The organism is Micrococcus porci, from assembly GCF_020097155.1.
Lineage (GTDB): Bacteria > Actinomycetota > Actinomycetes > Actinomycetales > Micrococcaceae > Micrococcus > Micrococcus porci.
This window is the reverse complement of sequence record NZ_CP083691.1, coordinates 1,300,533-1,313,250: the sequence shown is the minus strand read 5'-3', so window position 1 is coordinate 1,313,250 and position 12,718 is coordinate 1,300,533. Positions and strand designations below refer to the sequence as shown.

Sequence of the window (12,718 nt, the reverse complement as noted above, 5' to 3'; positions counted from 1 at the left end):
CGTGTCAGAGGTCGTCCCGCCCCCGCGCGTCGGTGGCGCGCGTGACGGGACACACAGCCATTATCGCGGATCCGGCGGGGCCGCGCCAAACGAGCCGCCGTGCGCCATCACCGCCCGACGCCGTCCCCCTCGCCCAGGCGGGCCTCCAGGGCGGCGATGCGCTCCTCGTCGGCGGCGAGCGCCGCCCGCAGCCGGGCGAGCACCTCATCGACCTGATCCCGCTGGTAGCCGGGCACCGCCGTGGCCAGCCGCAGGCGGTCGACGTCGGCGGCGCGCGGGTGCTCCGGCAGCAGCACCGGGTGGGGCGGGGCCTGCCCTGCGGGGTCGGCGGGCCGGGGCAGGGCGCGGCCCAGGGCGGCGGCCGCCAGCGCGGCGACGGCGACGACGGCCACGACGAGGACGGCGATCCAGATCGGCTGCGTCATGCGCGGGCACCCCCGCACGTCGCGCTGACGTGGGCCACGGCCTCCTCGGCCGTGTCCACCACCGTGATGAGGTCCGCGTCCCCCGGCGAGATCATGCCGCGCGCCGTCAGGGTGCCGCGGATCCAGTCCACGAGCGGCCCCCAGAACTCCGTGCCCACGAGCACCACGGGGAAGCGGGTGACCGTCCCGGTCTGGACCAGGGTGAGAGCCTCGAAGAGCTCGTCCAGCGTCCCGAACCCGCCGGGCAGGACGACGAACCCCTGGGCGTAGCGCAGGAACATGACCTTGCGGGCGAAGAAGTAGCGGAAGTCCACCCCGATCCCGACCCACGGGTTCAGCCCGGTCTCGAACGGCAGCTCGATCCCCAGGCCGACGGACACGCCGCCGGCCTCGTCCGCGCCGCGGTTCGCGGACTCCATGGCCCCCGGCCCGCCGCCGGTGATGACGGCCCAGCCCTCCTCCGCCAGCCGACGGCCGATCTCGACGCCGAGCGCGTACTCGTCCGTGCCCTCACCCGTGCGGGCCGAGCCGAACACGGAGATCGCCGGCCCGAGGTCCGCCAGCGTGCCGAACCCCTCGACGAACTCCGACTGGATGCGCAGCACCCGCCAGGCGTCCGAGGTGGACGAGGTCGAGGGCGTACGGGTCTTCCCGGCCGGCGCCCGCCGCGCGTCGAGCAGGAGCTGGTCGAAGGTGGGGGACGCCGCCGCGTCCCCCCGCAGGATCTGGCCGCCGCGGTGCACGCGGTGACGGTCCACGCGGTCCGCGCGGGCGGGATCGGGCTTGTCGGTCATGGTTCCAGCCTAGTCAGGGGCGCCCCGCCCCGGACGCCTCCCGCTGCGGCTGACCGGCGCCGTGCCCCATTCGCGGGCGGTCCTCTGCTCGTGGGTCACCCCACCGAACAGGTGGGCGGCGCAAGGTGTGACGTGCGCTATATTCCCGGGTATGAGCGAGATCACTTCCGGCACCGTCCACGGCTCCACGGCCGCCTCCGGCCCGGCGCCCGCCGCGGCCTCGGACGCCCTCATCCGGCTGGAGCACGTCAACAAGCACTTCGGCGAGTTCCATGCCCTCAAGGACATCGACCTCGCCATCCCGCGCGGCCAGGTGGCCATCGTCCTGGGGCCGTCCGGCTCGGGCAAGTCCACCCTCTGCCGCACCATCAACCGTCTCGAGACCATCGACGACGACGGCGGCCGCATCCTCATCGACGGCCGGCCCCTGCCGTCCGAGGGGCGCGAACTCGCCCGCCTGCGGGCCGAGGTCGGCATGGTCTTCCAGTCCTTCAACCTCTTCGCGCACAAGTCAATCCTCGAGAACGTCACCCTGGGCCCCATCCGGGTGAAGGGCAGGAAGAAGGCGGAGGCCGAGCGTCACGCCCTCGAGCTGCTCGAGCGCGTGGGCGTGGCCCACCAGGCCAAGAAGATGCCCGCCCAGCTCTCCGGCGGCCAGCAGCAGCGCGTGGCCATCGCCCGCGCCCTGGCCATGGAGCCGCAGGCGCTGCTCTTCGACGAGCCCACGTCCGCCCTGGACCCGGAGATGGTCCAGGAGGTCCTCGACGTCATGGTCGGCCTGGCCCGCGAGGGCATGACCATGGTCGTCGTGACCCACGAGATGGGCTTCGCCCGCAAGGCCGGCGACCGGGTCGTCTTCATGGCGGACGGCGAGATCCTCGAGGACACCGACCCCGAGTCCTTCTTCACCCGCCCTCAGCACCCCCGCGCCCAGGAATTCCTGGGCAAGATCCTCGTCCACTGACGCGTGCCGGCCCCGACCGGGGCGCCGTCGTCGTCACCCTCCCCGTCAGCACCCTCCGCACCCAAGGAGTCATCATGGCCCGTTCCCGCATCCTCTCCGTCGCCGCGGTGGCCGCCGCCGCGGCCCTGTCCCTCTCCGCCTGCTCCCCCTCCTCCTCGGGCGGCTCGGGCTCCGCGTCGTCCGCCTCCGGTTCGACCGCCGCCCAGTCCGGCTCCTCGGACACCCTCCGGATCGGCATCAAGTACGACCAGCCGGGCCTCGGCTTCCGTGAGGGCCAGAACGCGCCCACCGGCTTCGACACCGACGTCGCCCGCTACGTGGCAGGCAAGCTCGGCGTTGCCGAGGACAAGATCGAGTGGGTCCAGACCCCGTCCGCGAACCGCGAGAACGCCCTGGAGAACGGCGAGGTCGACATGATCTTCGCGACCTACTCCATCACCGACGCGCGCAAGCAGCGCGTGGACTTCGCCGGCCCCTACTTCGTGGCCGGCCAGGACCTGCTGGTCCGCCAGGACGACACCTCGATCACCGGCCCGGACTCCCTCAACGGCAAGAACCTGTGCTCCGTCACCGGCTCGACCTCCGCCCAGAAGATCAAGGACAACTACGCCTCCGGCGTGAACCTGGTCGAGCAGGGCGGCTACGCGGAGTGCGTGACCTACCTGGAGTCCGGCCAGGTGGACGCCGTGACCACGGACGACATCATCCTCGCCGGCCTCGCGGCGACCGACGCCAACAAGGGCAAGTTCAAGGTCGTCGGCCAGCCCTTCACCACCGAGCGCTACGGCGTCGGCCTGCAGAAGGGCTCGGACAAGTGCAAGGACATCAACGAGGCCATCAAGGCCATGAAGGACTCCGGCGAGTGGGAGAAGTCCCTGAAGGCCAACACCGAGGGCACCGGTTACGAGTACTCCGAGGACAAGAACTCCGGCGCCGACGCCGAGTTCGAGCCCTGCGCCTGATCCCTTCCTGACGCCCCACGCGCCGGCGGCGGCTCCGAGACCGGAGCCGCCGCCGTCGTCTGGCACCCGCTCCCGATCCCCGGAGGAGACATGGAATCCCTGTCCACCCTCGTCGAGCAGTACGGCGCCGCCGTGCCGCAGGCCTTCTGGATGAACATCCGGCTGGCCGCGCTCGCCACCCTGGGCGCCTTCGTCCTCGGCGTGCTGCTCGCCCTCTGCCGCATCTCCCCCGTGCCCTCCCTGCGGGCCGTCGGAGCGGGCTACGTCCACATCGTGCGCAACACCCCGCTGACCATCATCATGCTGATCGGCGTGCTCGCGGTCTGGGGCCAGCTGAAGGTCACGTTCGCCCCGGACTTCAAGGTCAACTTCTTCGTCTACGCCGTGCTCGCCCTGTCCCTGTACCACGCGGCGTTCATGTGCGAGGCGATCCGCTCCGGCGTGAACACGGTGCCCCTGGGCCAGGCCGAGGCCGCCCGCGCGATCGGCCTGGGCTTCCTGCCCGCCGCCCGCCTGGTGATCCTGCCGCAGGCCCTGCGCGGGGCGATCACCCCGATCGGCAACACCGTGATCGCCCTGACCAAGAACACCACCGTGGCCGCCGCCGCGTCCGTGGCCGAGGCCTCCGGGCTGATGAAAACCATGATCGAGTTCCGGCCCGACGCCATGGTGGCGATCTTCCTGACCATCGCGATCGGGTTCTGCCTGATCGTCATCCCGATCGGCCTGCTGACCACGTGGGCCTCCGACAAGTGGGCGGTGAGCCGATGAGCGCGCAGGCCTCCGTGCTGTTCGACGCCCCGGGTCCGGCGACCCGGCGGCGCATCCTGATCGTCAACCTCGTGGCCCTGGCCCTCGTGCTGGCCGTGGCCGTCGTCGTCGGCATGGCGCTCCAGGACCGCGGCCAGCTCGAGCCGCGCCGCTGGCTGGCCGCGCTCGACGCCAACGCCTGGACCAACTACTACCTGCCGGGCCTGCAGTTCACCCTGCAGTCCGCGGGCATCGCCGTGGTCACCTCGGTGGTGTTCGGCCTGGTGTTCGGCTTCCTGCGCCTGGCGCCGGTCGCGCCGGTGCGGTGGCTGGCGGCCGTCGTCGTCGAGTTCCTGCGGGCCGTGCCCGTCCTCGTGATGATGGTCTTCTTCTACCAGGCGTTCGCGCTGGCGGCCCGCGGCGGGGCGATCAACGCCGCGGACAGCCCGTACTACGCCGTGATCGTGGGCCTGACCCTCTACAACGGCTCCGTCATCGCCGAGCTCGTCCGGTCCGGCGTGACGGGCCTGCCCAAGGGCCAGCGCGAGGCCGCCGCGGCGATCGGCATGACGCCGAACCAGTCACTGCGCCTCGTGGAGGTGCCGCAGGCGCTCGTCGCCATGCTCCCGTCCCTGCTGAGCCAGTTCGTGGTGATCCTCAAGGACTCGGCGCTGGGCTACCTGATCGGCTTCTTCGAGCTGCTGCAGTACGCCCGCCAGCTCGGCTCCGGCCAGGGCAACATCCTGCAGACGCTGGTGGTGGCCGCCGTGATCTTCATCCTGATCAACATGCTGCTCACCTGGTTGGCCACGCTGCTCTCCCGCCGACTGTCCTCCCGCACCTCCGGGAGGACGAAGCCCCACGCCGGCTCGACCGCCGTGACCATCGGGAAGGACTGAGCCCCCCCCCCCCCCCCCCCCCCCCCGACGGGTCTCCGTCGCCGCGGGCCGGGTCTCCTCACGGACGCCCGGCCCGTGGTCGTCTCGGGGGGCGGAGGGATGACAGGGCGGCGGCTCAGCCCCGCAGCCAGGCCTCGAGGGCGTCCCGGCAGCGCTCGACGGCCGCACGCTCCACGTGTTCGTCGTCCGTGTGGGCGAGCAGGGCGTCCCCGGGACCGAAGTTCACGGCGGGCACGCCGAGCTCGGAGAAGCGGGCGACGTCCGTCCAGCCGTACTTGGGCATGGGCTCCCCGCCCACGGCGGCCACGAAGGCCGCGGCGGCGGGCCGGTCCAGGCCCGGGCGGGCGGCGGGCGAGGCGTCCGTGACCTCCACCTGGGCGTCCCAGTCCACGCCGGCGGCCGCGAAGACCTCCCGGACGTGGGCGTGCGCCTGCTCGAGGGTCTTGTCCGGGGCGAACCGGTAGTTCACCTCGGTGGCCGCGGCGTCGGGGATGACGTTGCCGGCCACTCCCCCGGACACGCGGATGGCGTTCAGGCCCTCGCGGTAGTCCAGCCCCTCCACCGTGACGGTGGCGGGCTCGTAGGCGGCCAGGGCGCTCAGCAGTGCGCCCAGCTTGTGGATCGCGTTGTCCCCGCGCCACGCGCGCCCGGAGTGCGCGGCGACCCCCTCGAACCGCACCCGGTACCGGCAGGTGCCGTTGCAGCCGCCCTCCACGACGCCGTCCGTGGGCTCGAGCAGCACGGCGAAGTCGCCCTCGAGCAGCTCCGGGGCCTGGCGGGCGATGCGGGCGAGGCCGGACCGCGCGGAGTCGACCTCCTCGTGGTCGTAGAACACCCAGGTGACGTCGTGGACCGGGTCCGGGCCGTCCGCCCGTCCGAACAGGCCGGCCAGGGCCAACTGGACGGCGACGCCGGACTTCATGTCCACGGCGCCACGGCCGTAGAGCACGTCCCCCTCCCAGGCGGAGGGGACGGTGCCGCGCGCTCCGGGCGCAGTGGGCAGGGGCACGGTGTCCAGGTGGCCGGCGAGGATCACCCGGCCGGGCAGGCCCAGCTCGGTGCGGGCCACGATCGCGTCCCCGAAGCGCCGCACGCCCAGCCGCGGCAGGCGGGCCAGCGCCGCCTCGACGGCGTCGGCGAGCGGGCCCTCGTCGTCGGAGACCGACGGCGCGTCCAGCAGCGTGGCGGTCAGCGCGGCGACGTCGAGGTCGGCGGCGGCGAGGTCGGGCAGGACGGGGGCGACGGCGTCGGTCATGGCGTCCATCCTACGGACGGGGCGGGCCGCTGCACCGGACCCGGCACGGGCGGGTCGGTAGTCTGACGCGCATGACCGACACCTCGCAGACCTCCTCCGCCCGCCTCGTCTCCGGCCACGGCCTGGCCACCCGCGCCGCCGACGGCGCCGTCCTCGACGTCTGGTTCCCCGCGCCCGTCACCGGCCCGCTGGCTTCCGCCGACGCGTCCCTCGCCGGCACCCTCGAGGGCCTCGCAGCCGCCGACGCGGATCGCGGCACCACCCAGGACATCGTCGCCCTCGAGGCGGACCTCGACGTCGCCCCCGCCTCCGCGGAGGACGCCTGGCTGCGCCTGCACGCCCTCTCCCACCGCCTGGTGCGCCCCAACGAGCTGAACCTGGACGGCGTGTTCGGCCTGCTCACCAACGTCGTGTGGACGAACTTCGGCCCGTGCGCGGTCGAGGGCTTCGAGGCGACCCGTGCCAAGCTGCGCGCCCGCGGCGCCGTGAACGTCTACGGCGTGGACAAGTTCCCCCGCATGACCGACTACGTGGTGCCCACCGGCGTGCGCATCGGCGACGCCGACCGCGTCCGCCTCGGCGCGCACCTGGCCGAGGGCACGACCGTGATGCACGAGGGCTTCGTCAACTTCAACGCCGGCACCCTGGGCCACTCCATGGTGGAGGGCCGCATCTCCGCCGGCGTGGTGGTGGGCGACGGCTCCGACCTCGGCGGCGGCGTGTCCATCATGGGCACCCTCTCCGGCGGCGGCACCCAGAAGGTCGTCATCGGCGAGCACGTGCTGCTCGGCGCGAACTCCGGCGTGGGCATCTCCATCGGCGACGACTCCGTGGTGGAGGCCGGCCTGTACGTCACCGCGGGCACCGTGGTGACCGTGGTGGAGCCCGGCCGGAAGCCGCGCACCGTCAAGGCGGTCGAGCTCTCGGGCGTGACCAACCTGCTGTTCCGCCGCAACTCCGTGACCGGCGGCGTGGAGGTCCTCCCCCGCGACGGCCGCACCGTGGCGCTCAACGCGGAGCTGCACGCGAACTGACGCTCCTGAGCTGAACGCCGACGGCCCCCGCACCCTGTCCGGGTGCGGGGGCCGTCGCGCGGTCGGCGGGGTCCGGGGCGCGCGCCCCGGCGCCCCGGTCAGCGCTGCGGGTACTGGCGCAGCTGCTCGCCCACGTAGATCTGGCGCGGGCGGCCGATCTTGGTGGCCGGGTCCTCCGTCAGCTCGCGCCACTGGGCGATCCAGCCGGGGAGGCGACCCAGGGCGAAGAGGACGGTGAACATCTTCTCGGGGAAGCCCATGGCCTTGTAGATCACGCCGGTGTAGAAGTCGACGTTCGGGTAGAGACGACGCTCCACGAAGTAGTCGTCGGCGAGGGCTTTCTCCTCGAGGCGCATGGCGATCTCGAGCAGCTCGTCGTTGCCGCCGAGCTTGGCCAGGATGTCCTCGGCGGTCTTCTTGACGATCTTGGCGCGCGGGTCGTAGTTCTTGTAGACGCGGTGTCCGAAGCCCATCAGGCGGACGCCGTCCTCCTTGTGCTTCACCTTCTCCATGAAGTCCTCGGGCTTGATGCCCTCGGCCTGGATCCTGCGCAGCATGTTGAGGACGGCCTCGTTGGCACCGCCGTGCAGGGGGCCGTAGAGGGCGTTGATGCCGGCCGAGACGGAGGCGAAGAGGTTGGCGTCCGTGGAGCCCACCAGGCGCACCGTGGAGGTCGACGCGTTCTGCTCATGGTCCGCGTGGAGCATGAGGAGCAGGTCGAGCGCCTTGACCATGTCCGGGTCGATCTCGTACTCCTCGGCGGGCACGCCGAAGCACAGGCGGAGGAAGTTCTCCACGTAGTTGAGGTTGTTGTGCGGGTACATGAACGGCTGGCCCAGCGACTTCTTGAACGCGTAGGAGGCCAGCACCGGCAGCTTGCCCAGCAGGCGCACGGTGGAGATGTGGACCTGCTCGGGGTCCTTGGGGTCCAGGGAGTCCGCGTAGAAGGTGGACAGGGCGGACACGGAGGAGGACAGCACCGGCATCGGGTGTGCGTCGCGCGGGAAGCCGTTGAAGAACATCTTCAGGTCCTCGTGGACCATGTTGTGGCGCAGGATGTTGGTCTCCCAGGCCTCCAGGGCCTCCTTGGACTCCGGCAGCTCGCCGTAGATGAGCAGGTAGGCGACCTCCATGAACGAGGAGTGCTCGGCGAGGTCCTCGATCGCGTAGCCGCGGTAGCGCAGGATGCCCTGGTCGCCGTCGATGTAGGTGATGGCGGACTTGGCGTTGGCGGTGTTCATGAAGCCCGGGTCGTAGGTGACCTTGCCGGTCTCCTTGAGCAGCGGGGCGACGACGATGCCGTCGTTGCCCTCGGCCGCCTTCTCGACGCCGAGGTCCAGGGTCTTCTCGCCGACCGTCAGTCGGGCGGACTCAATCTCGCTCACGGGTGTCTCCCTCGTCTTCCTGTCAGGTGGGCCCGCGGCGCGCAGGACTGGGCGCGCACACGGGGACGATTCTTCTCCACTCTACCCAGTCGGGCCGGGCGGCACGCCACCGGTGGACCCGCGGGGCCGCGCCGTGGACGGCGCCCCCGGAGCCGGGGGCGCCGTCGTCCGTGCGTCTCAGCGGGGCAGCGGGCCGCGCGCGGTCAGCCGAGCGGCGCCGGCGGCCACGGCCTCGTCCGAGGCGGTGATCGCCACACGGACGTGCCCGTGGCCGGCGGCGCCGTAGAAGACGCCCGGCCCGGCCACGATCCCCAGCTCGGCGAGCTCGCCGAGCAGGTCCCACGAGTCCTGCGCGGTGCCCTGACCGGGGGCGAGGTCCGCCCGGCGGGTCCACAGGTACAGGCCGGCCTCGGAGTGGTCCACCGCGTACCCGGCGGACTCGAGGGCCGCCTTCAGCGCGGCGCGCCGCTCCCGGTAGAGGTCCCTCTGGGCGGCCACGTGGGCGTCGTCGCGGAGGGCCACGGCCATGGCGTGCTGCACGGGCCCGGGCACGATCATCCCGGCGTGTTTGCGGGTGTTGGTCAGCGGCGCGATCAGCTCGGGGTCGCCGCCGACGAACGCCGCGCGGTACCCGGCGAGGTTGGACTGCTTGGACAGCGAGTACACGGAGAGCAGGCCGGTGAGGTCCCCGCCGGAGACCTCGGGAGCGAGGATGCACGGGACGACGCGGTCCTCCCACTCGTCCCAGCCGAGCTCGGCGTAGCACTCGTCGCCGCAGACCACGGCGCCCAGGGCCCGGGCGTCGTCCACGATCGCCCTCAGTTCCGCGGCGTCCAGGACGGCGCCGGTGGGGTTGGCCGGGGAGTTCGTCCAGACGAGGCGCACGCGGGAGCGGACGTCGTCGTCGAGCTCGGCGAGGGTGTCCGCGGCCACGGCCTCGGCGCCGGCGATCTGCGCGCCGATCGCGTAGGTGGGGTACGCGGTGGCCGGGAAGACGACGACGTCCCCCGCCCCCAGGCCCAGCAGCGTAGGCAGCCACGCGATGAGCTCCTTCGAGCCGACCGTGGGCAGGACGGCCTCCGGGTCCAGCCCCGGGACGCCGCGCCGCCGGGCGAACCAGTCCACGACGGCCTGCCGGAGCTCGGCGGTGCCGTGCGTCGTCGGGTAGCCGTGGGCGTCCGCGGCCGCCGTGAGCGCGTCGCGGATCAGCGCGGGCGTGGGATCCACCGGCGTGCCGATGGACAGGTCCACCGTGCCCTCGGGGTGCGCCGCGGCGCGCTCACGGTAGGGGGCGAGCGTGTCCCAGGGGTAGTCCGGCAGCGTCAGCATGCGCTCAGGCGCCCTCGCCCTGCGGGGGCAGCGCGGAGATCAGCGGGTGGTCCTTGGCGATCTGGCCGAGCTTGGCCGCGCCGCCCGGGGAGCCGAGGTCGTCGAAGAACTCGACGTTGGCCTTGTAGTAGTCGGCCCACTCCTCGGGGACGTCGTCCTCGTAGTAGATGGCCTCCACCGGGCACACCGGCTCGCAGGCGCCGCAGTCGACGCACTCGTCCGGGTGGATGTAGAGGGAGCGCTCGCCCTCGTAGATGCAGTCCACGGGGCACTCGTCGATGCACGCCTTGTCCTTGACGTCCACACACGGCAACGCGATCACATAGGTCATGGCTGACCGTCCACCTTCCTGGCAGGCACGGGGTTCGGGGTTCGCTCCAGGGTACTCTCTCCGGCCGCCCGTCCCTCGCCGGCACGGGCGCCCAGCCACAGCAGGACGACGCCGAGCACCGGCAGGCCCAGCGTCCAGCCGACCGAGGCCGCGAACGCCACGGGCATGGCCTGCGCGACGCCCGCGGTCCAGGGCAGGTCCAGCCGGTCCGTGGCCGGCAGCCAGCGCAGCGCGGAGGCCATGGTGAACGCGGCCAGCACGACGGCGGCGCCCGCCCGCACCGGGCGTCCCCCGGCGGCCGCGGCGCGGCGCATCCACCAGCGCTGCGTGGAGCCGACCAGCACGAGCGCGAGCACCAGCCCCCACGGGAGCAGCCAGGAGCCGACGGGCAGCAGGCTCAGGTGCGTGGCGGTGCCCAGCGCGCCCGTCCCGACGCCGAGCGCCAGGCCGGGCAGCACGTCCCGCCAGGCCGGCCGGCGTCGTCCCCTGCGTGCCGCGACGGCGGCGCCGCCCCCCGCGGAGGGGACGGGCGCCGCCGTCGTGGGGTGCGCGCCGTGGCGCGGCTCAGGCGCGGGCGCGGGCACGGGCCGCCTTGAGGCGCTCGTTCGCGTCCAGGACCACCTTGCGGATGCGGATGTCCTCGGGGGTGATCTCCACGCACTCGTCCTCCCGGGCGAACTCGAGGGACTCCTCGAGGGTCAGGGTGCGGGGCGGGGTCAGGCCCTCGAAGGACTCGGAGGAGGCGGCACGCATGTTGGTGAGCTTCTTCTCCTTGGTGATGTTCACGTCCATGTCGTCCGCCCGCGCGTTCTCGCCCACGATCATGCCCTCGTACACCTCGGCGCCCGGCTGGATGAAGAACGTGCCGCGCTCCTGCAGGTTGATCATGGCGAACGGCGTGGCGGTGCCCGCGCGATCCGCCACCAGGGAGCCGTTGGTGCGGTACTCGATGTCGCCGGTCCACGGCTCGTAGCCGGCGGCCTCGGACGAGGCGATGCCGGCGCCGCGGGTGTCCGTGAGGAAGCGGGTGCGGAAGCCGATCAGGCCGCGGGCCGGCACCAGGAACTCCATGCGGATCCAGCCGGTGCCGTGGTTGGACATCTCCTGCATGCGGCCCTTGCGGGCGGCCATGAGCTGCGTGACGGCGCCCATGAACTCCTCGGGGATGTCGATGGTCATGCGCTCCATCGGCTCGTGCAGCTTGCCGTCGATCTGCTTGGTGACCACCTGGGGCTTGCCCACGGTCAGCTCGAAGCCCTCGCGGCGCATCTGCTCGACCAGGATGGCCAGCGCGAGCTCGCCGCGGCCCTGGACCTCCCACGCGTCCGGGCGCTCGGTGGGAAGCACCTTGAGGGACACGTTGCCGATGAGCTCCTTGTCCAGGCGGTCCTTCACCTGGCGGGCGGTGACCTTGGCGCCCTTGACGCGGCCGGCCAGCGGGGAGGTGTTGATGCCCACGGTCATGGAGATCGCGGGATCGTCCACGGTGATCAGCGGCAGCGGCTTCGGGTCCTCGAGGTCGGTGAGGGTCTCCCCGATCATGATGTCCTCGATGCCGGCGACGGCGACGATCTCGCCGGCGCCCGCCTCGTCGGCCGGGACGCGCTCGAGGCCCTTGGTGGCGAGCAGCTCGGTGATCTTCACCGACTTGAGCTGACCGTCCTGGCGGGCCCAGGCCACGGTCTGGCCCTTCTTGAGGGTGCCGTTGACGATGCGCACGAGGGCGAGGCGGCCCAGGAACGGGGAGGCGTCGAGGTTGGTCACGTGGGCCTGCAGGACCTCGGACTCGTCGTACACCGGGGCGGGGATGTGCTCCATGATCACGTTGAACAGGGGCTCGAGGTCCTCGGAGTCCGGAAGGGCGCCGTCGCCCGGCTGCTCGCGGGAGGCGCGGCCGGCCTTGCCGGAGGCGTACACCACGGGCACGTCCAGGACGGAGTCCAGGTCCAGCTCCGGGTCCTCCTCGGCCAGGTCGGAGGCCAGGCCCAGCAGCAGGTCCATGGAGTCGGAGACGACGCCGTCGATGCGGGCGTCCGGGCGGTCGGTCTTGTTGACCACGAGCACCACCGGCAGCTTGGCGGCGAGGGCCTTGCGGAGCACGAAGCGGGTCTGCGGCAGCGGGCCCTCGGAGGCGTCCACCAGCAGGACGACGCCGTCCACCATGGACAGGCCGCGCTCGACCTCGCCGCCGAAGTCGGCGTGGCCGGGGGTGTCGATGACGTTGATGGTCACGGTCTCGCCCTCGGGGGCCGAGGGGCCCGAGTAGAACACCGTGGTGTTCTTGGCGAGGATCGTGATGCCCTTCTCCTTCTCGAGGTCGCCCGAGTCCATGACGCGCTCGGCGACGTCCCCGTGGGTGTTGAAGGCGCCGGTCTGCCGGAGCATGGCGTCCACCAGGGTGGTCTTGCCGTGGTCCACGTGGGCAACGATGGCCACGTTGCGCAGGTCGGAGCGGCGGGTGTCGGTCGAGGTCATGGAAGTCCTGTCCGGTCTGAGAAGAGGGGTGCGGGCACGGCACACGGGCGGCCCCGGATGATCATACGCGCCGCGGACACCCCCACGGCGCGCCCCGAGCGGGCCGCGGCCCTCC

13 protein-coding genes are annotated in these 12,718 nt (G+C 72.4%); 5 read left to right on the top strand and 8 right to left on the bottom strand.

The window, feature by feature from the left end:
• Window positions 1-107 precede the first annotated feature (107 nt).
• Complete coding sequence (locus KW076_RS06365; protein WP_224356731.1) at window positions 108-425, bottom strand: cell division protein DivIVA; 318 nt, start codon at window positions 423-425, stop codon at window positions 108-110.
• Window positions 422-1,219: an LOG family protein gene (locus KW076_RS06360; RefSeq protein WP_224356730.1), complete on the bottom strand. Its 798-nt coding sequence runs from the start codon at window positions 1,217-1,219 to the stop codon at window positions 422-424. Before KW076_RS06360 ends, KW076_RS06365 begins: the two co-directional genes overlap by 4 nt.
• A gap of 151 nt (window positions 1,220-1,370) precedes the next feature.
• Here KW076_RS06360 and KW076_RS06355 point away from each other — a divergent pair, with 151 nt between their 5' ends.
• The 4 genes from KW076_RS06355 to KW076_RS06340 all read left to right on the top strand — a co-directional run bounded on the left by KW076_RS06355 (window position 1,371) and on the right by KW076_RS06340 (window position 4,794).
• Window positions 1,371-2,183 (top strand): amino acid ABC transporter ATP-binding protein, encoded by an 813-nt coding sequence (locus KW076_RS06355; protein WP_224356729.1) that lies wholly within the window; start codon window positions 1,371-1,373, stop codon window positions 2,181-2,183.
• Between the two features lie 74 nt (window positions 2,184-2,257).
• Window positions 2,258-3,145 carry a glutamate ABC transporter substrate-binding protein gene (locus KW076_RS06350; RefSeq protein WP_224356728.1) on the top strand — a complete coding sequence of 296 codons (888 nt, stop codon included), beginning with the start codon at window positions 2,258-2,260 and terminating at the stop codon, window positions 3,143-3,145.
• Between the two features lie 90 nt (window positions 3,146-3,235).
• On the top strand, window positions 3,236-3,916 hold the full coding sequence (locus KW076_RS06345; protein WP_224356727.1) for an amino acid ABC transporter permease: 681 nt from the start codon (window positions 3,236-3,238) through the stop codon (window positions 3,914-3,916).
• Window positions 3,913-4,794 (top strand): amino acid ABC transporter permease, encoded by an 882-nt coding sequence (locus tag KW076_RS06340; RefSeq protein ID WP_224356726.1) that lies wholly within the window; start codon window positions 3,913-3,915, stop codon window positions 4,792-4,794. The genes KW076_RS06345 and KW076_RS06340 overlap by 4 nt, the downstream gene beginning before the upstream one ends.
• Window positions 4,795-4,909: 115 nt before the next feature.
• On the opposite strand, the gene dapE is transcribed toward KW076_RS06340, so the two are convergent.
• Window positions 4,910-6,049 carry a succinyl-diaminopimelate desuccinylase gene (dapE, locus tag KW076_RS06335; RefSeq protein WP_224356725.1) on the bottom strand — a complete coding sequence of 380 codons (1,140 nt, stop codon included), beginning with the start codon at window positions 6,047-6,049 and terminating at the stop codon, window positions 4,910-4,912.
• Between the two features lie 71 nt (window positions 6,050-6,120).
• Here dapE and dapD point away from each other — a divergent pair, with 71 nt between their 5' ends.
• Entirely contained in the window at window positions 6,121-7,083 is a 963-nt protein-coding gene (gene dapD / locus KW076_RS06330) for a 2,3,4,5-tetrahydropyridine-2,6-dicarboxylate N-succinyltransferase (protein ID WP_224356724.1), read from the top strand.
• A gap of 98 nt (window positions 7,084-7,181) precedes the next feature.
• Here the strand turns inward: dapD and KW076_RS06325 are convergent, their stop codons facing one another.
• From KW076_RS06325 to typA, 5 genes are all read right to left on the bottom strand, one after another.
• Window positions 7,182-8,468: a citrate synthase gene (locus tag KW076_RS06325; protein ID WP_224356723.1), complete on the bottom strand. Its 1,287-nt coding sequence runs from the start codon at window positions 8,466-8,468 to the stop codon at window positions 7,182-7,184.
• Window positions 8,469-8,645: 177 nt separating this feature from the next.
• Complete coding sequence (gene dapC, locus KW076_RS06320) at window positions 8,646-9,797, bottom strand: succinyldiaminopimelate transaminase (protein WP_224356722.1); 1,152 nt, start codon at window positions 9,795-9,797, stop codon at window positions 8,646-8,648.
• A gap of 4 nt (window positions 9,798-9,801) precedes the next feature.
• Window positions 9,802-10,128 carry a ferredoxin gene (gene fdxA / locus KW076_RS06315; protein ID WP_135029672.1) on the bottom strand — a complete coding sequence of 109 codons (327 nt, stop codon included), beginning with the start codon at window positions 10,126-10,128 and terminating at the stop codon, window positions 9,802-9,804.
• On the bottom strand, window positions 10,125-10,712 hold the full coding sequence (locus KW076_RS06310; RefSeq protein WP_224356721.1) for a hypothetical protein: 588 nt from the start codon (window positions 10,710-10,712) through the stop codon (window positions 10,125-10,127). Before KW076_RS06310 ends, fdxA begins: the two co-directional genes overlap by 4 nt.
• Window positions 10,693-12,603, bottom strand: a complete 1,911-nt coding sequence (gene typA, locus KW076_RS06305) for a translational GTPase TypA (protein WP_224356720.1) — start codon at window positions 12,601-12,603, stop codon at window positions 10,693-10,695. Before typA ends, KW076_RS06310 begins: the two co-directional genes overlap by 20 nt.
• Window positions 12,604-12,718 lie beyond the last annotated feature (115 nt).

Excerpts from the sequence above, each read along its gene's own strand:
- dapE (WP_224356725.1), bottom strand. The coding sequence starts at position 6,049 with ATGACCGACGCCGTCGCCCCCGTCCTGCCCGACCTCGCCGCCGCCGAC.
- dapD (WP_224356724.1), top strand. The coding sequence starts at position 6,121 with ATGACCGACACCTCGCAGACCTCCTCCGCCCGCCTCGTCTCCGGCCAC.
- typA (WP_224356720.1), bottom strand. The coding sequence starts at position 12,603 with ATGACCTCGACCGACACCCGCCGCTCCGACCTGCGCAACGTGGCCATC.
- KW076_RS06365 (WP_224356731.1), bottom strand. The coding sequence starts at position 425 with ATGACGCAGCCGATCTGGATCGCCGTCCTCGTCGTGGCCGTCGTCGCC.
- KW076_RS06360 (WP_224356730.1), bottom strand. The coding sequence starts at position 1,219 with ATGACCGACAAGCCCGATCCCGCCCGCGCGGACCGCGTGGACCGTCAC.
- dapC (WP_224356722.1), bottom strand. The coding sequence starts at position 9,797 with ATGCTGACGCTGCCGGACTACCCCTGGGACACGCTCGCCCCCTACCGT.
- fdxA (WP_135029672.1), bottom strand. The coding sequence starts at position 10,128 with ATGACCTATGTGATCGCGTTGCCGTGTGTGGACGTCAAGGACAAGGCG.
- KW076_RS06355 (WP_224356729.1), top strand. The coding sequence starts at position 1,371 with ATGAGCGAGATCACTTCCGGCACCGTCCACGGCTCCACGGCCGCCTCC.
- KW076_RS06340 (WP_224356726.1), top strand. The coding sequence starts at position 3,913 with ATGAGCGCGCAGGCCTCCGTGCTGTTCGACGCCCCGGGTCCGGCGACC.
- KW076_RS06345 (WP_224356727.1), top strand. The coding sequence starts at position 3,236 with ATGGAATCCCTGTCCACCCTCGTCGAGCAGTACGGCGCCGCCGTGCCG.
- KW076_RS06350 (WP_224356728.1), top strand. The coding sequence starts at position 2,258 with ATGGCCCGTTCCCGCATCCTCTCCGTCGCCGCGGTGGCCGCCGCCGCG.